The 18,271-nt window shown below is 45.0% G+C and carries 15 protein-coding genes; 10 read left to right on the top strand and 5 right to left on the bottom strand.

Annotated features, from left to right (window positions below; all coding sequences use genetic code 11):
- Positions 1-19 precede the first annotated feature (19 nt).
- Complete coding sequence (locus NYE58_RS35480; RefSeq protein WP_076220285.1) at positions 20-763, bottom strand: glycoside hydrolase family 16 protein; 744 nt, start codon at positions 761-763, stop codon at positions 20-22.
- A gap of 148 nt (positions 764-911) precedes the next feature.
- Between NYE58_RS35480 and NYE58_RS35485 the strand changes: the two genes are divergently transcribed.
- The 6 genes from NYE58_RS35485 to NYE58_RS35510 all read left to right on the top strand — a co-directional run bounded on the left by NYE58_RS35485 (position 912) and on the right by NYE58_RS35510 (position 10,785).
- Complete coding sequence (locus NYE58_RS35485) at positions 912-1,832, top strand: ABC transporter permease (RefSeq protein ID WP_076124267.1); 921 nt, start codon at positions 912-914, stop codon at positions 1,830-1,832.
- 18 nt (positions 1,833-1,850) lie between these two features.
- A complete protein-coding gene (locus NYE58_RS35490) occupies positions 1,851-2,735 on the top strand; it encodes a carbohydrate ABC transporter permease (RefSeq protein WP_038573901.1) in 885 nt (294 codons plus the stop codon).
- 65 nt (positions 2,736-2,800) lie between these two features.
- On the top strand, positions 2,801-4,465 hold the full coding sequence (locus NYE58_RS35495) for an extracellular solute-binding protein (RefSeq protein ID WP_341004171.1): 1,665 nt from the start codon (positions 2,801-2,803) through the stop codon (positions 4,463-4,465).
- Between the two features lie 148 nt (positions 4,466-4,613).
- Complete coding sequence (locus NYE58_RS35500; RefSeq protein ID WP_341004172.1) at positions 4,614-6,452, top strand: sensor histidine kinase; 1,839 nt, start codon at positions 4,614-4,616, stop codon at positions 6,450-6,452.
- A gap of 3 nt (positions 6,453-6,455) precedes the next feature.
- Complete coding sequence (locus NYE58_RS35505; protein WP_076220732.1) at positions 6,456-8,027, top strand: response regulator transcription factor; 1,572 nt, start codon at positions 6,456-6,458, stop codon at positions 8,025-8,027.
- A gap of 136 nt (positions 8,028-8,163) precedes the next feature.
- Positions 8,164-10,785 carry a family 16 glycosylhydrolase gene (locus NYE58_RS35510; RefSeq protein ID WP_076276318.1) on the top strand — a complete coding sequence of 874 codons (2,622 nt, stop codon included), beginning with the start codon at positions 8,164-8,166 and terminating at the stop codon, positions 10,783-10,785.
- Positions 10,786-10,970: 185 nt separating this feature from the next.
- On the opposite strand, the gene NYE58_RS35515 is transcribed toward NYE58_RS35510, so the two are convergent.
- The 4 genes from NYE58_RS35515 to NYE58_RS35530 all read right to left on the bottom strand — a co-directional run bounded on the left by NYE58_RS35515 (position 10,971) and on the right by NYE58_RS35530 (position 14,147).
- Positions 10,971-11,351 (bottom strand): hypothetical protein, encoded by a 381-nt coding sequence (locus NYE58_RS35515; protein ID WP_341004173.1) that lies wholly within the window; start codon positions 11,349-11,351, stop codon positions 10,971-10,973.
- Between the two features lie 203 nt (positions 11,352-11,554).
- Positions 11,555-12,265, bottom strand: coding sequence for an ABC transporter permease (locus NYE58_RS35520; protein ID WP_076218792.1), 711 nt, complete (start codon positions 12,263-12,265; stop codon positions 11,555-11,557).
- Complete coding sequence (locus NYE58_RS35525; RefSeq protein ID WP_341004175.1) at positions 12,262-13,107, bottom strand: ABC transporter ATP-binding protein; 846 nt, start codon at positions 13,105-13,107, stop codon at positions 12,262-12,264. Before NYE58_RS35525 ends, NYE58_RS35520 begins: the two co-directional genes overlap by 4 nt.
- Positions 13,108-13,211: 104 nt before the next feature.
- The gene (locus NYE58_RS35530; protein WP_076276319.1) at positions 13,212-14,147 is read right to left on the bottom strand and encodes a LytTR family transcriptional regulator DNA-binding domain-containing protein; all 936 of its coding nucleotides are present in this window, start codon (positions 14,145-14,147) and stop codon (positions 13,212-13,214) included.
- A 735-nt stretch (positions 14,148-14,882) separates the two neighbouring features.
- On the opposite strand from NYE58_RS35530, the gene NYE58_RS35535 reads away from it, so the two are divergent.
- Genes NYE58_RS35535 through NYE58_RS35550 form a run of 4 tightly spaced genes read left to right on the top strand, consistent with a single transcriptional unit; the run spans position 14,883 to position 18,159 of the window.
- Positions 14,883-15,596, top strand: a complete 714-nt coding sequence (locus NYE58_RS35535; protein WP_341004177.1) for an ABC transporter ATP-binding protein — start codon at positions 14,883-14,885, stop codon at positions 15,594-15,596.
- 7 nt (positions 15,597-15,603) lie between these two features.
- A complete protein-coding gene (locus NYE58_RS35540; RefSeq protein ID WP_341004178.1) occupies positions 15,604-16,035 on the top strand; it encodes a hypothetical protein in 432 nt (143 codons plus the stop codon).
- A gap of 24 nt (positions 16,036-16,059) precedes the next feature.
- Positions 16,060-17,052 (top strand): ABC transporter permease, encoded by a 993-nt coding sequence (locus NYE58_RS35545; RefSeq protein ID WP_341004179.1) that lies wholly within the window; start codon positions 16,060-16,062, stop codon positions 17,050-17,052.
- Positions 17,053-17,061: 9 nt separating this feature from the next.
- Complete coding sequence (locus NYE58_RS35550; RefSeq protein ID WP_341004180.1) at positions 17,062-18,159, top strand: ABC transporter permease; 1,098 nt, start codon at positions 17,062-17,064, stop codon at positions 18,157-18,159.
- The last annotated feature ends 112 nt before the right edge of the window (positions 18,160-18,271 follow it).

The raw sequence follows: 18,271 nt of genomic DNA on the forward strand, positions 1-18,271 counted from the left end.
GCCTCACAAAGATTCTTAATTATGGGTACAGCCATATCCCAGAAACCGTCATCACCGCTGGCAGTGCAGCCTCGTCAACCGCTACATTGTCATACCAGCCGCCCACTGCAAGGTTCAGCACCAGATAAAATGACTCGTTAAAGGGCATAACCCCTGGCTCCAAGCAGCGCTCGGCAAAGCAATGTCCGTCTACCACCCATCGAATCGAACTGGCGGTCCATTCCAGTGCATAATCATGAAATTCATTAATGGTTCCGCTTTCAAAATGGTGTGAGAACTCCTCGACGATTTGATGTTCCCAATCCTTTCCGTAGTGCAGTGTTCCGGATATTTGCTGAGGCAAGCGGCCTTTGGCTTCCATGATATCAATCTCGCCGGAAGCTGGCCAAGGTCCGTAAGCCTGTTCCTGCGGAAGCAACCAGATGGCAGGCCAAACCCCTTGCCCCACCGGCAGCTTTGCACGCACAACTAACTTCCCATAGCAAAAGGAAAAATGGTCCTTTGTATCCAAACGAGCCGAGGTATATGCAAAATTGCGCCCATCCTTTCCAATGGATTCACTGCGTGCGCACAGATTTAAGCCAAATTCATCGATATACAGATTGCTGGAATGATCCGTGTAATACTGCTGCTCTCCGTTGCCCCAACCTGGGTCTATGGGATTACCTTCATTATCTAATAAGTCGTTGCCAAGGCGGATATTCCATAGCTTCAAATCGGCATTTCTATCTAAGAAATTCTGTTCCCATATAGGTTTATTCATCCTTTGCACACTCCCTTCATTTAATCACAGCATACTTAATTTTTGCGGCTGGTCAAACAAATCTAAAAAAATGGGATAGGGTCGATAATCATGGGCTTTTTTTCCTATGCGCTTTTTCATACGATGAAATAGAAAGGGGGCACGGAAAATGTTCCAATACAGAACGGAACAAATGAAAGCGCTTTTTAAGCAGTGGCAATTGCAAAGCATGGTTATCCCGGGAATCATCTGGATGTTTATCTTTTGTTATATCCCTATGTTTTGGCTCATTATTGCATTTATGGACTACAGCATCGCCAAACCCTTACTAGAATCACCGTTTGTCGGGCTGAAGCATTTTCAGGATTTTTTGACGGATGAGCGTTTTTGGCGTTCGATTCGCAATACTCTGGGGATGAGCAGCATCAAGCTGGTCCTGGGTTTTCCCATTCCTATCTTGTTTGCCTTGCTGCTGAATGAAATACGGAGTCTTCGATTTAAGCGAACGGTACAAACCATTTCGTACCTGCCGCACTTTATTGCCTGGACGATTTTTGGCGGCATTGCGCTCAATTGGCTGGGCGAGGGCGGTGTGATCAATCAGTTGATGATGGCGATCGGGCTCCAGGAACGCGAAATCCTGTTTAACAGCGACCCTAAGTACTTTTGGTGGATCACCTTTTTCACCGATACGTTAAAAGAAACCGGCTGGAGCGCCATTATCTACATAGCGGCAATATCCGGCATTGATCCGGGGCTGTACGAAGCGGCTGAGCTGGATGGCGCAAACCGGCGGCAGCGGATGTGGCATATCACCATTCAGAGCATACGCCCCACCATCGCTATTTTGTTCATCCTCGCTGTCAGCGGGATACTTGGCAGTAACTTTGAGCAGATCTTTATGTTGAAGAACAATATGAACATGAGGATGGCGGAAAGCCTAGACTTGTATATCTACAACATGGGGTTGGTCTCCGGGCGCCATTCCTTCTCAACAGCCGTCCTGTTCGCCCGCTCTATTGTGGCGCTAGGTTTGTTGTTTTTGGCCAATCACACATCCAAAAAACTAACCGGCGACAGCATTTTTTAGAAAGGAGAGGACAGAGGTATGGAAAGACGCAAAAGATTTCGGCAAATTGGAGTATTTGAGGTCTGCAACACCCTGCTGATGCTGGCGGTTTGCTTTTTAACACTGTACCCGATGTGGTTTGTATTCATTAACTCGCTTAATGCGCCGCAGCAGGCATCCCTGGGCACCGTCAACTGGTTTCCCAAAGAATTATCGCTGGCCAGCTATAGCGTTGTGTTCAATGATAAAACAATGATGAACGGTTTTTACATCACCACTCTGCGCACAGTGATCGGGACAGCAACGCATGTGTTGTTTACCGCCATTATTGCTTACGGAATGAGCAAGTCTAATCTAATCGGACGCAAGCTGTATCTTAAAATCGCATTGGTTACGATGCTGTTCTCAGGCGGGCTGATCCCTACATTTATTCTGATGACGAAGCTGGGATTATATGATAATTTTTGGATATTCATCATTCCCTCTATGTACACTTTTTTTAATATGGTCATTTTCATGAGCTTCTTCCGCACCATACCTGACAGCCTGGAGGAATCTGCGAAGGTAGACGGTGCTTCAGACTATGGTGTCCTGTTCAGAATCGTATTGCCCAATAGCATGGCTGTCATTGCGACTATATCGCTTTTTTCAGCCGTTTATCATTGGAATGATTATTACCAGGGGGTCATCTACATCCGTTCGCAGGAATTACTGCCACTACAGACCATGCTGTACAAAATCATTGCGGAGAATTCTATGTCCTTCATGCAACAGCAAGCTATGGCGCAATTCGGCGCAAGACTTCCCGGCAACTCTATTAAATTTGCATCCATGATGGTGGCCACACTGCCTATTCTGATAGTCTATCCTTTCATTCAACGCTATCTGGTCAAAGGTGTAATGATTGGCGCCATTAAGGGATAAGAGTGTGAGTGTCTAGAAACTGGTATACAAAAATTCAGAAGCAGCAAAGAAAGGATGATTATGTCATGAAACGCAATCTCATTAAGCCGGGGTTGACCCTCGTTCTGGCCGCAAGCCTGATGCTAGGCATAGCCGCGTGTTCCAATTCAGCGAATAGTGAAAATAAGCCAACACCACAGCCTACAGATAGTACACAGCCGCCGCAGAGTGAAGCAAAGCTCAATCCCGATGATCCGGCATGGAAGCTGGATACCAGCCCTGTTGATTTGACCTGGTTCGTAGGTGCTAACTGGTATGCCCACACTTGGGGAGACAGCTTGACCTCCAAGTACGTAACGGAAAAAACAGGCGTAAACATCAAGCTTGAGGTACCTTCCGGTGAAGCGAATGAGCATATTACCCTAATGATGACCTCGGGCAAGCTGCCAGACTTGATATCAATGGGTTCGTGGGAAACCGCTGTCAAAAAGCTGTGGGAAGGCGATCATGTCTACGCCTTAAATGAATTAGCTGACAAGTATGACCCTTACTTCTTCAAGGTGGCCGGGGACGGTACACTGAAGTGGTATCGTCAAGAAAATGGCAATACCTATGGCGTTCCGAATGATTCATATAGCCCCAACCTGATGCATGAAACTGGCATGACGGCCGCCAACCAGACTTTCCTGGTGCGAAAAGATTTGTATGAGGAGATGGGCAGCCCGGACCTTAGCACTCCAGAGGGCTTTCTGAACGCACTGCAACTGGTAAAGGATAAGTACTCCCAATATAAAGGCCAGCCCATCAGTCCCTTTTTTGCACAAGGGAACGTCCCTTACGGGATGACCGAATATCTGCAGAACCTACTGGCCGTACCGCATGAGAAAGACGGAAAAGTATACGACCGCATTACCGATCCCGATTATATTGCCTGGCTTAAAACCTTCCGTACGGCTTACGAGCGCGGGTTGATTAATGTGGATTTCCTGGTGGATTCCGATACTCAGGTAGAGGAAAAAACAAACAACGCCCGCTATTTCATGATGGTCCGCGAGTGGACCGGTATGTCGGCTGTCAATCCTATGCTGGCTGCTAGCGGCAACCCGGACTCTTACTACATCGCAGTCGATGGGCCAAAGAACAGCAAGGGCGATAACCCTAAGTTATTCCCTGGCAACATGGACGGCTGGATGGTGACGATGATTAGCAAATCAACCGAAAACCCTGAACGAGCCATCCGCTTTTTGACCTATCTGGCCAGCGAAGAAGGCCAGCGAGATTTGTTCCTTGGCAAGGAAGGCGAAACATGGGAGATGGTGGATAGCAAGCCGCAACTGAAGCCTGAAATGGTAAAATTACTCGACACTGATATTGAGAAGCTGGAGAAAGAATACGGCATCATGGATACCTATTGGATGATGCGAAACCCTGTAATCGTCAACCAGTGGAGACCGGAGAAATCTCCTGTCATTAAGCAAATGGAAGACTTCGCCAATAAGCAGGCCGATATTGATAGCGGTATCTATAAGGGCTTAGATCCACAGGGCGATTCTGATGTGTCGGTAGCCTGGTCCCGTATTTCGCAAAATTGGGAGGAAGTACTCCCTGAGCTAATTACGGCCAAGAATGAGGCTGAATTTGATAAAATCTTCGACAATTTCCTTGACCGCCGCGAGAATTACAACTTTGGCAAGGTGATGGAATACCGCCAGGCTGAACTGGATGTGCGAAAATCCAAAATGGTAGAGTAATAATGCCCGTATAAAGATTACTGCCGGCCACCGAAAGGTTGGCCGGTATTCCCTTTTTCGCTTCTTTTAACCATTTAACAAAACAGCCTAGTTACCTACCGGGCAGTTTGTAATATATGGTATATTACAAGGGTAGGAGGCTACTTAAATGAAGTATCTGCTGACTAAAATGAAGAAGCTGTACCGTAATTCCCGCATCTCCCAAAAATTGTTTTTGGCCTTTAGCATGATGATTGCCATCCCTGCGATTGTGGTATCCTTTTTATTTATCCGCACACAGGAAAGTCAGCTATACAAGGACGCTATGGCTACCGGCAGCAGCCATGTCTCAAGAATTAACGAACAGCTGCGCAGCAAAATGGGCATTATTGAGAACGCTTCCTCTACTGCGCTGAATCAAAAGGCATTTGTAGATTTCATTCACTCCAATATGCGCGGGGATGGCCTGCGTCTCGTAAAATTTAGACAAAATCAATTTGAGCAAATGCATAATATCATTCAAAGCTACGAGATGATCAGCGAGCTCAGTTTCTATATCGATAATCCAAACCTATTTGAGATTTGGCCTGAAATCTACCATTATGACAAGTTCTGGCCGAAGGACTATTGGGTGACACTTCGTGAGGAAGGCGGTGCGGCATACCGCTTATTTGCTTTTAAAGATGGGGAGCATACGCTATCCTATTACCGGCTGGTACGCCTTCAGGGGCAACAGCAGAAGCTCCCTACCATTATGGAAATCCGCGCCCAGCATAGCGTCTTTTTCAGTGACTTGCTTGAGGATAGCGGGGGGGATTTCTTTTCTGTAGTGATGGATGGAGCCGACTCTTCCCGATCGGTATACAATCCTGAGCATATTTTTTCTCAAAATGCCGGTGACGAATTGGATAAAATTCTAGGCAGCATTCACCAGCGGTTGGATGTGCTGCAGCAGAGCAGCCCCATTAAGGTAAAGGTAGGCGACCATACTTACTACGCGTTATATCGCTACATCGCCCCACTGAACGCCTATGTAGTGGATATTGCCTCTCATCAAGCGCTGATGAAAGGCCCACGAAGCTGGTACTTGCTCGTAGTAGCGATCACATTGTGTGTATTGCTGCTGATGTTACTGCTCGTTTCACATACCACTCGGCGCATTTTTCGCCGGCTCGACAGGGTGCTGGTTTCTATGCGCAAGGTGCGGCAAGGCCAACTGGATGCGAAAATTGATACCGGCCTGGATAAAAACGAAACCGGTGACGAAATCGACGAGGTGGCCGTCAGCTACAATAATATGTTGGACGAAATCAAACATCTGATGACCCAAGTGGTAGATAAACAGCTGATCGCCAAAAATGCACAACTGCACTCGCTGCATTCGCAGATCAATTCACACTTTTTATATAACGCGCTGGAATCCATCCGTATGCTCGCGGAGGTTCAGCGCCAGCCGGCTATCGCCGAAGCGTTGGTGTCTTTAGGCTCACAACTGCGATACAGTATGCAATGGCGCAGCGATACGGTTGCGCTTAGCGAAGAACTTGCCAACATACACAGTTATGTCCGATTCATAAACTTTATGGAGGGTGGCAGCATTGAGTTGACGGCGGATCTCCCGCAGGAGGTACTGCGTTATACAATCCCTAAGATGTGCATGCAGCCCATCGTCGAAAATGCCGTTCATCATGCAGCGCCCTCGGGCGGCAGCGTACGTATCCATATTACCGTATCGGTAGAAAATGAAAGCCTTCTGCTAATTGAGATACGAGATGATGGCGGAGGTGTTGACCCGGAAATGCTGTCCAGTCTGCAGGCTGTGCTACGGGGCGACTCAGATTCACCGATTGTTACCAGCAAAAACGGACTGGGCTTGGAGAACGTGCATAAGCGCATACAGCTTCATTATGGTAAGGACTGCGGTCTTTGGATTGACAGTGTGCAGGGCGCCTATACTTGTGTAACCATACGTTTGCCTTGGGAAAATGTGAATCTTGGAGGATGGTAGGGCATGATCAATATTCTAATTGTGGACGATCAAAAGCACATTCGTGATGGGCTGCAGGCGATGCTGCGCCAATTTCCGCTGCAGCTGGACAATATTTACTGTGCAGTAAACGGAATTGAGGCCTTGGGTATATTGAGTCAGCACAATATCCAACTGGTGATTACTGATATCAGGATGCCCGATATGGATGGACTGACGCTGATGGCGCAGAGCAAACAGAAGCACATCGAGGTAGATTATCTGATTATTAGCGGCTATAGTGATTTTGCCTATGCTCAAAAGGCCATCGAACTTGGAGCAAAGGGCTACCTGCTCAAACCTGTGAAACGTGAAGATCTGCAAACCGCAGTAGAACATGTAGCAAATGAGATAAAAACACGGCAGACGCTCTCGCGTAATATGGAGCATATCTCCCGCCGCGCCCGGGAGACAGACCGCAAGGAACTGAGTATGTTCATGCAGGGTGCAATGATTGATGAGGCGTGGGTTATCCAGACCCAGCAACAGAATCCAGAGTTGTGGAGTAATTACCGCCTATGTCTGCTGCGGGAGGAATTATGGATTAACCAACCGGGAGCCGACAGTAGCCACAGCATGGAATCCCTTGCCTACCGTGTGTATGGCAGACGAGGGTGTATATGCCTGCAACACCGCCCGTACCTGATTCTCGCGGTTGATGCGGCCGTAGATACGGGAGCCTTCCCGGCCGCCCTCAAAGCAGGACAGATAGATGCCATTACTGCCATGACCAGCCCGCAGCAAGGATTGAAGGAGTTGCCCCGCAGCTATACACAAGCGTTGGAGCTCTATCGCCACAGTTACCTGTTTCCAGAGAAGAGCTGCATCTTGCCAACACATATTGAGCGACTGGAGCAGCAGTGGGAGCTTCCCTATGAAGAGTTATATGTCCTGTTCCAGTTAATCGGCACCAAAAACAGCGGTACAATCACCCAAGGCATTTCTATGATATTTCACAAAGATACATTGCAACGCTATCACATCCAATACACACAGCAGCTATGCCGTGCCATTGTACAGATGCTGGAGGAATCTGTACGTGTGATCCGCCCGTACATGGGGGAAGAAGCGCTGGACATCGAATGTTTACGTAATCTATTCGATTATCCGGGTATTCGCGATTATATTCAGGCGCTGCAACAACAGCTGCTTCGGCTGAACCAATTTTATTATGAATATAAGTGCAGCTATCGCAACTCGCAAGATTTAAATGAAGCCATACGCTTTATACACGAAAGCTATCATAAACCCCTGGATCTCGCGATGGTATCGAATCACGTGTCGCTTAATTATGCCTACTTTTCTAACCTGTTCAAAAAAAATATCGGCAAAGGCTTTGCAGAATACTTGCGCGATGTGCGCCTGGATAAAGCCCGGCGGCTACTGGCCGAAACCGATCATAAAATTGTAGAGGTAGCCACCATGGTAGGGTATGAAAGCTACAAAAGTTTTACACGATCCTTTCGGGATGTCATGGATATGCAGCCCACAGAATATCGGCAAATGATGCGCCGGAAGCACGACAGCGGGGAAAAGTACCGTGACACAGCGCTATAAATAATCAAAAGCCAAAAAATTGGGTTAGAACAAAAATAATTGTACCTTTTAGCTGATTATTATATTCGATAGAATAGAGATGTCCCTAAATGTAAGCGGTTTCGTTTCTTCATTATTTTATTAAAGGAGGGCAAGTATGAAACGACTTTACAATACGGAGAGTGGTTTTAAGCAGAAGGTATTTAGTTTGTTCTTAGCAGTAGTACTGTTAGCTGGGGTTGGCCTATTGCCGACTTCAAAGGTGCAGGCAGCAGGAACCACAGTTACCTCTATGTCTTACTTTTCAGCAGCAGACGGTCCTGTCATCTCAAAATCAGGGGTTGGGCAAGCTAGCTATGGTTTCGTCATGCCTACATTTAATGGGGGCTCTGCCACCTGGAATGATGTTTCCGATGACGTCGGTGTAAAAGTAAAAGTTGCTGGAAACTGGGTGGATATTGACAATGCAGGCGGCTATACCTACAACCAAAACTGGGGACACTGGAGCGACGGTGGCTTGAATGGCTATTGGTTCACTCTCTCCGCAACAACGGAGATTCAGCTATTCTCCAAGGCTAATGGAGTTACACTTGATTACACCCTTGTATTTCAAAACATAAACAAAACGACCATTACTGCTATGGCCCCTACACAAGGGCCGCAGATTACAGCAGGATTTACAGGAAGTGCAGGCTTTACTTATCCTACCTTCAACAATGATCCGGCTGTTACCTATGAAGCCGTAGCTGAAGATCTGAAGGTATATGTAAAACCTGTAAGCAGCAGTACATGGATTGATATTGACAATAATGCAGCCAGCGGCTGGATCTACGATAACAACTTCGGACAATTCACCGAAGGCGGCGGCGGCTACTGGTTCACCGTAACAGAGTCTATCAACGTCAAGTTAGAATCGAAAACCTCAACGGCTAACGTCGTTTATACCCTCACCTTTAATAAACCTGTAAGAAATTCATATGTCTTAACTCCTTATGAGGGAACGACCTTTACCGCAGATGCAAAAGGTGTAATAGGTGTCCCGCTACCCAAAATTGATGGGGGCGCTCCAATAGGCACTGAGCTAGGAAATTACGTATACCAAATTAACATCAACGGACAATGGGTTGCTATGAGTGATTCCAGCCAGAGCGGATTTGTATACGCCGGCAATGGCTATAACAACATGTCTGATGCCAACCAGTGGGGCTATTGGGCTGACTACATCTATGGGCTTTGGTTCCAGCCCGTCCAAGAGGATGTGCAAATCCGTATTGGCTATCCATTAAATGGACAGGCGGGCGGAAGTGTCGGCAACAATTACGTCAACTATACCTTTATCGGTAATCCAGATGCCCCACGTCCAGATGTATCCGATCATGATGACATTGCCATCGGAACAGCAAACGACCCGGCGATAGAGGGCATGAATCTCATTTGGCAGGATGAATTTAACGGAACAGCACTCGATACGAGCAAATGGAGCTACGAACAAGGTTATTATATTACTGACGATCCGAATAGCTGGGGCTGGGGCAACGCGGAACTGCAGCACTATACAGACAGTACACAAAATGTATTTGTACAGGACGGAAAGCTGAATATCAGAGCTTTGAACGATTCAAAATCCTTTCCACAGGACCCAAGCCGGTATGCCCAGTACTCATCCGGCAAGATTAACACCAAAGATCACTTGTCCTTCCAGTACGGCAGAGTGGATATTCGTGCTAAGCTGCCTACAGGTAACGGCGTTTGGCCAGCACTTTGGATGCTTCCGGAAGATGCCGCTTATGGAGCGTGGGCCGCATCCGGAGAAATTGATATTATGGAAGCCAAAGGACGCTTGCCCGGCACGACCAGCGGGGCCATACACTTTGGCGGACAATGGCCTGTAAACAGATATATTGCTGGTGAATATCACTTCCCTGAAGGCCAGACCTTCGCCAATGATTATCATGTGTACTCCATGATCTGGGAAGAAGATAATATGAAATGGTATGTGGACGGCAAGTTCTTCTTTAAAGTCAGTAGAGATCAATGGTATTCCGTAGCTGCACCTAACAATCCGAATGCCCCATTCGATCAACCCTTCTACATCATTATGAATCTGGCAATCGGCGGGCACTTCGACAGCGGCCATACCCCAGATCCGTCCGATATTCCTGCAACAATGCAAGTGGATTATGTTCGTGTCTATAAAGAAGGCAACAGCGAGAATCCGGTAAACGTACCGGTTACCGGTATTTCTCTGAATCAAACTACTGCGCAGGTGGAAGTCGGACAGACTGTGCAGTTGAACGCCAATATTGCCCCGTCTAATGCAACCAATAAGCAGGTCACTTGGAACGTATCAGGTACCAGCGTCGCTTCCGTGAATCCGAACGGTCTCGTGACGGGACTCACTCCAGGCACAACAACCGTAACGGCTACAACAGCCGACGGCAATAAAACAGCCCTCTCCACCATCACTGTTGTACCGGCATCATCATCCGGTGTTATCATCGTCGGCGATGAGGTGCGGGGTCTGAAGAAAATAGGTGACGACCTGCTGTTCTATGTGAACGGCGCAACCTTTGCCGACTTACACTATAAGCTAAATAACGGTGGGCAGCTAAACGTAGCCATGACCCCGGCAGGAAACGGTAACTACACCTACCCTGTAAATCACCTGCAACACGGGGATACCATCGAGTACTCCTTCACCTATAATCCGGGACAAGGGGCCGTCGATTCCCCAACGCTCTCGTATATCCATGGGGTAACCCAAGGAACACCAGAATAAAGTAGTTGAACCCTAGGCAAAATGCAAACACGAATAGGCGAGGAGGAAGTATGACGCTTCCCTCTCGCCTATTTTGTTGTTTCTACCGTGCTGCAGGTCTTCTCGGTGGAAGCTCGGCTAGCTAGCCTCATGATTATGGGCCGTCGGTTCATCACCTGACGCTTTCCGCACCTTCGCTCGCTTGCCTAAATTAACGCGTCGAAATGACCCTCCGCGTCCACCGTCGCCGTCCGGGGATCAGTCAGGCCGATGCCTTTGAGGCCTCCCATTCCTTCATTTCCCCAAAGGGGGAGGTGATCCTGAAGCGGAGAAGCCGGCACAAAATTTACGGAGGTGCTGCTCCCGCTTTTCTGTACCAGTTGGGACTCCAGCAGCCGGATTTGCCGCTGCAGCTGCTCCCGGCGATAAGGCGTCTGCATCTCACTTCCTTGTGCCGCATTCACTTTATCCAGTTCCATCATCAGCCGGTTTCGCTGTTTCTCCAGAGAACTGACATCACTCTGTGTACCGCCGTAGGCCGCAATGGGCTGTACGGAGCTGATGCCTGATACTGTCTGTGCCGCCATGATCTTTCCCCCCGTTTCCTTGGCTCCCAATCCAAAATCAGCCAAATTTGAAAGTTCTAATCATCTTTATTACCCGGCAGGCCCCGTCATGACAACATCACAGCCTCAATTGGAAAATAATCGTCGTATAGTCTCAGTCGGCCGCTTGTTTCAACCCTACCAAAGACCCACCGAAGGCTGGCTAAAGTCCCTTCAGAGCTCCCTTACTCGTCCTTCAACCGCCGCTGATACAAAATGACAGACACTACTGTTAGCACAACCGTCCATACCAAATTAATGAGGAGTGGTTTCAATACATCGCCCGTCGTATAACCTGTATTGCTTAGACCCAGCAGATGCACAAGCTGACTGCTTGGCATGTAATCCAGCACTTTGAAGACCGGATAATCCTTCGCTAGTACTTCTCCCCACGGTGCCCCCATAAATATAAACGCCACAGGGAGTATAGATAATGAGGCTTCAAGCAACGTCTTGGAGAATAAGCCGCAGATCGTCCCAGCTGCAGTGTACAGAATAATCGAAAGAATGATTACTGCCACAAACGCCCATATATTAGCCGGCTCATAGCCAAATAATAATGTAGAAATAGCGAGAACAACAGTGGACATGACAAAGACCAAACTGCTTTTACCGATTAGTACATCCATGGTCGTAGCCGGTGTCATCATTAATGACCGTAAAGTGTTACGCTCCTTCTCTTCCGCAATCAAGCAGGCTTGTGCGAAACATGTTAGCAATACAAACGAACTATTAAAAAGAAAACCGCTGGCTCCAGGTAAAGACGCACCTGCCCTCTTGAAAATCAGAGCGATAATAATAGGAAAAATCAGCATAATGGACAGCGCGTAGTTACGTGAAAACTCTTTGTAATCCTTCACAAATATCGCCCGGGCACGTTTGTATGAGATACTCATAGTAGCTCACTTCCTGTCATTTTAATAAAAATATCACCTAGACTTGGTTCTTTCGTCTCTAACCGGTCAATTAGCCCCCGCTTCATCCAATCCGCGATTTGATCAGCCGTCCCCTCATCGATCGGGAGCTCGTAGGTTTCCCCATTGATTAAGTCCACACAAATTACGTTCTCCCGGTGCTGCCGCTTAAGTTCCTTTGGTGAGCCTATGGTTTGGATTTGTCCCTGATACAGAATCGCTACACGGTTGCATATCAATTCTGCTTCAGACATATCATGCGTAGTCAGAAAAATCGTTGTTCCTTTCTCATTTAAGTAGCGTAAGCCTTTATAAATATGTGCTGTGTTTACCGGATCTAGAGCTGAAGTAGGTTCATCCAGAAATAATAATTCCGGCTCATGGATAATCGCGCATGCCAGCATGGCACGCTGACGCATCCCTTTGGATAAGAGATGGGCTTTCTTTTTGCGCTCCCCGCTTAAGTTTACAAACTGCAGCACCTTGTCGACCGCAGATTTGGGAAGATCATATAACTTACGATACAGCTCCAGATTTTCCTCAATACTTAACCTCTCATATAGACCACTGTTATCCGTCAAAATGCCAAAACGCATCTTCTGAGCAGACTGCTGCATCATCTCCGCTGACTGATCAAATACACTTGCCTGTCCACTTGTCGGATTTAATTGTGCCGTTAAAATCTTGATTAATGTTGTTTTGCCTGAGCCACTCGGTCCAAGGAAACCAAAAATTTCACCCTTAGGAATTGAAAAAGAAACATCTGCTAACGCATCTTTTTCTCCAAATCTCTTACGGATACGTTCTACCCGGATAACATTCATTAACTCCACATCCTTAGTGTTGATGGCTTAAACATATACAGATTACATGCTTCCTGCCATCAAAACGCGCCGAAATGTAGCTGTAAGCGCCTGAATGGTACCCTTTAAATGTTAAGAAGAGCTTTTAATTCAGACAATTTTGAACGGGATAACGGAACCACGGCATCTTGACCTGTATTTAATCGCAAGCTGTAGCTATTTTTCGTCCATGTAATAATCTCTCTTACTTTTTGCAGATTAACAATATAGGATCGGTGACACCTAAAAAAACCGAAATTTAATAATCTCTGCTCGAGCTCGGTCAGCGTCAGCGCACAGTCATAATTTTCACCGCCCACATGAACAAGGATTGACCCCTCTACACTTTCTATAAAATCAATTTCAGGAGGATTAAATAAAATCACTTTGTCATTTCTTTTGGTAGAGATCTTCTGCAAGGTTATATTGGCCTCGTCTTGTTTCTGTACTTCCTGCTTATCCTCGTCGAAGTCCCGAATATCCAATGGATGAAATCCCGATTCGTTCAACCGATAAATGGCATCACAGGAAATAAGGGCATCCTCTAAATTCGAAGTTAAAATTAAAATCTGCTTTTCTTGTGAAAGATCATCAAGAATCCGTTTGAGTTGACGACAATCTTGCTCTTCCAAGTAAAAATAGGGTTCCTCCAGTACAAGTGTAGGCTGATACGCGAAAAATACACGCAGCAATGTCACATACATTCTTTTCGATGAGCTTAGATCCTTGATCTTTACCTTCCGTTCTTCCTTTAAAGCAAAATAATCTATCAACGAAGCGGCACGCTCATACCTCTCCGTTATTCTGATTAGAAAAGTGATTAGTTCCTCCACCGATAAACGCATATACTCGTTTTGCCCAGCCCGAAATAAATAATATTGGGAATGATCACCTAATTGATTCATTAAAAGCTGCTTTCGCTTCAAGTCCGTTATGATGCCAACCGATTGATTCGGTGTCATATTTAATTCGATCTTCGGTAGAAATAATTCCCCATTATAATAAATTGGTTGAAATTGCATGCCATCCTCCCGGTCAGTGCTGCTATAGGGTATACTTTTTCAATTTAGCTCCTGTTATTTCCTGCTCGATAAATACGATTTAGGTAATATTTAATGCAAATTTTAGTAGTCAAGGCATCTAGTTTACCGCATCTCTGGTGAGCAGGAATTCCCTCAACTTAAATTCCTCACTGAGATTTAATACATTTATTTTGAAAATTTCGGAAGAGTTTTGACTTTGTTACTAAATTTACATAATAAGTAGATTTAAAATTATAGAATAACATTGTTAATAAATGGGTTATTAGGGTATCTAAAGAATCAAGTGATGTCATTAGGTTTGGGTTAACAATTTTATCTAAAAGCATCTTTCTTCATTATTACGTCTTGATGGTTTCTGGGTACTTACAGATATCCTCGGAATTCCCAACCTGCATACTAGAAATTTTACATTGGTAAAACAAGGATTATTGGGATATGTATGTAGGAAACGACTTTTCCGCGAGAAATTCAGATTAAATATTATCAATATGAGCAGTACTTACAAGAAAGTGTTTTTAGCGTATTCCTCTTTATACTTAATTGTTTTTAGCATTGCTTTAATGTATATGTTACGTTTTATTTTTTCATTTACTTCCCTCTTTCATTCTTGGAACTGGACAAACTTCAAAGGCATTTTGATAGTGATTGTGATATTAATTCTTCAATTCACCATATTACTTATTAAAAAAATTAACAGAAAGAAGGAAAATTCAGTTGATTGTAGAACAACCGATTCTGGACATTCAAAATCTTAACAAAGAGTACGAATCCGAAGCCGGCATAATATCTGTTCTTACGGGAATAAATCTGAAGTTTTACAAAAGTGAGATTGTAAGCATTATGGGACCCAGCGGCAGCGGAAAATCAACCCTGCTTGGGATTATGGGATCCCTAGATAAGCCTAGTACAGGGAAAATCGCACTTGAGGGTAAGTCAATCGAATCTTTATCTGAAGAAAAACTTTCTGATTATCGCGCACAAAAAATCGGGTTTGTTTTTCAATCCTTCAATCTAATCTCTACAATGACCGCTCTTGAAAATGTAATGCTTCCCATGTTCTGCATCAAAGGCACCCGACATAGTGAAATACGTAAAAAAGCAGAAGAAATGTTGAAGCTTGTGGGGATGGGCGATCGGATGAAGCACCTGCCTAATCAACTATCCGGCGGACAACAGCAACGTGTCGCTATTGCAAGAGCTCTGATTATTAAGCCCTCTCTAGTCATTGCTGACGAGCCAACCGGCAATTTAGATCGTGATTCCGGACAGAAAGTTCTTGACCTTATCTTCCGCTTAAAAGAGCAAATGAGAATGACCTTCATTATTGCTACCCATGATCCAGAGGTTGCTTCAAAATCCGACCGAGTGATTTACATTAGAGATGGACGGGTTGAAACTGAGGATCCTTGTCTGAGTAAAGGAAGGTGAATATCTGATGATATGGCTGAGCTCTGCCGGGAGAAGTTTATTACGTAACAAATTAAGAACAATTTTCACTATATTGTCTCTCATTATTGGAAGTGCAAGTTTCTTTAGTATGTTCCTATTATCTGAATTGGCGCCACGTTCTATTGAGAATTCTGCCAAACTGCTATTAGGTGGGGATGTATTAGTCCAGTCCTACCTTAAGCCACTACAGAGCAATATAGTGAATGATATATTCCAAGACATGGGAGAAATCGACAGCCATTCATCTTCATATGTCGGACAGAGCATGGTGCAATCCAAAAATAAAACAACAAGCGTGATCTTGAAGGGAATTGATCCGAAGACTTACCCTTATTATGGGGAAAATCAATACCCTGGCATCCGTTCACTTCAAGCGAATGAGGTCCTTCTTGCTGATAATGCAGCAGATCGCCTATAGGTAAAGGTTGGAGAAAAAATTTGGTTGCCGAGCGCGTCTGATGGAAGTCTGCATGAGTACAAGGTAAAAGGATTAGTACTTAATGTTCAAGAGTCTTACGGAGATGCGGATATTTTTGGAGCTGCTTATCTTACCTTGAATGAAGCAGCTAATCTGTTAAACGCTCCAGCCGGAAGCACAAATGAAATTCTTATCCATTGGAAAGCGGGCACACCAAAGACTTCTTGGCAAGCAGAACTTGAGAAGCATCTGCCAAGTGCTACGCTAACGGACACGAAAGAGCGGACAGACGAAAGCTTGGCTCAAGCCAAGACCCTTCTTTTACTTTTACAATTGTTCAGTCTGCTTGCACTGGGAATCAGCGCTTTGACAGTTTCAAATACAATGAAGCAGGCAATAAGCACAAGAATGCGCGATATTGCAGTTATGAAGGCAATAGGTGTACGCTCTCGCTCAGTTGCCGGTACCTTTTTAACAGAAGGTATTCTTATCGGAACTATAGGAACTATTACTGGAATAGTAACAGGTCTTCTAGTGAGTACTTGGTTAACTTCTTACGTAGGTAAAATGTTAGCTATACCGTTGTCTTGGGAGTTTTCATGGAAAGTCACAATTGTTACCTTCGCAGTAGGAATGCTAATGGCACTGATATCAACATGGATTCCTCTAAAAGGAATGCTCATCGTCTCTCCTATGCAGCTATTGCTTGAAGGAAACCATCAGATCCCTTCTTATCGGGTACGCTTTTGGAAAAGAGGACTCTTATTATTACTGATTTCGCTAGTTGTAGCATTCTACTTACAAAAAACACTTTTTCTGGGTTCAACCGAATCCATTAGTTCTAGAGTCGTTCTATCTTTTTTAGGGATTCTACTGATTATTATATTGGTAAGTATATTTGTGAAGGTATGTTCATCTGCTTTCTCTTTCATTTTCAGAGTGGTTGGAAGCATGAGGAAACTCATCTCTCCTCGTTGGTTTATCCCTTTTCATAATTTATCATCTGGAAGAAAATGATACGGACTATTGGCTCTTATCTTGAGTGTTGGTGTTGCATCAGCAGTATCAAGCGAACTTTTCACTGATAACTTAACTCAGTCTGTCAGTCAACAGTTAGAGAACGAGGCCAAAGGAAATCTACTCATCACAAGCTCCTTAGTAGAGTCTGAAGCAGTCAAGGAAGCTTTTCAATCTCTCGATATTAAAAAGTGGACAGAGGGTGTCCAGATGAACGGTCTTTTAAGTTCAATTAACGGAAGTGAAGCAACTTCTCTTTTTCAGCAAAAGTCAGACGGGAATAAGTTCTTCGCTTCCAATAAATTGAGCATTGAAGGTGTTGACCCTTCACTTGCATCAAGGTCCTATTCCATTATTGGCGGACGTGACCTTATAGAAGATGATTCATCGCACAAGACCGCATTATTATTGGAAGATTATCAACAGTTGGGAATTAAGACAGGCGATACAGTTGAAGTTACAATGGGAGAAAAGAAGATTCCTTTCAAAATTGTTGGCTTTTTTGAATCAGGGTTCGTAAAAACAGTAGGTATGAGAACAACTAAAGATATATTGTCTAAATATGGGGCGCCTAACCGGGTAATGTTTTCTATTGACGGAGGGACCCGGACTACGGGTTTACTATCTGAATTAAACGGTTTACTTCCAGCATCCGCTATGGCATATTCAGTATCAAGTACAGCCTCCGAAAGCTTAAATTCAATGATACGTATGATAAGTGTATTCTTCTCTATAGTGACTTTATTTGCCTTCATTACAGCGATACTTACCATCGGGAATCAAATTGTGATAAGCCTTTTAAGAAAACGCAGAGAAATTGCAATCATCAAAGCAGTGGGAGTATCCAATGGTAAGACATTACGGTCAATCTTGTTAGAGAACTTTGTTTTATCCTTAGTCTCAGGAACTGCTGGTACAGGGATAGCTTTGTTGTTAACGACTGTAGCTCTAAAACTTATGTTCAAGTTACCTGTCCTGGTTGATGTTAAATGGGTGATTTATGGGATTGGCCTATGTGTTATAACCACACTCTCAGTGGCTTGGATAGCGGCGAGGCCTGCTCTGCTTACTAAACCTACGCAGCTCTTACAGACCAACCAGTTATGATCTAATAAGGCTCTAATGAATTGGTACTTAAATAGTTACTGTCCCTCTCTATTACGCAGAGAGGGATTTTTTTATACCTTGTCATAACTACGTTTGGTGTAAAAATACATTA

This window comes from Paenibacillus sp. FSL L8-0708 (assembly GCF_038009325.1).
GTDB classification, from domain to species: Bacteria; Bacillota; Bacilli; order Paenibacillales; family Paenibacillaceae; genus Paenibacillus_AQ; species Paenibacillus_AQ odorifer.